Source organism: Martelella sp. AMO21009 (assembly GCF_053484295.1).
Genome location: NZ_JBAKFR010000089.1, coordinates 1 through 242 on the forward strand (window position 1 = coordinate 1; position 242 = coordinate 242).

The following is a 242-nucleotide window of genomic DNA, read 5'->3' on the forward strand; positions in this document are numbered from 1 at the left end:
ATATGGGCCTCCTGTCATCGGGGACGGGAGAAGCGGCATGAGCGCTGAAGCACCCGAGATCCTGCTTGCCCACTACCTCAAGAGCCTGAAGCTGCCAACATTCCAACGGGAGTATCAGAAACTGGCCCGGCTTTGCGCCACCGAGGGCGTCGATCATATCGGATACCTTACCCGGCTTGCCGAACGTGAGATGATCGAACGGGATCGTCGCAAGGTCGAGCGGCGTATCAAGGCAGCCAAAT

1 protein-coding gene is annotated in these 242 nt (G+C 58.7%); it reads left to right on the forward strand.

From position 1 onward, the window contains the following. Positions 1 to 37: 37 nt before the first annotated feature. Positions 38 to 242: ATP-binding protein (locus tag V6766_RS25580; RefSeq protein ID WP_448471046.1), on the forward strand; the 205-nt coding region annotated here is incomplete at its 3' end.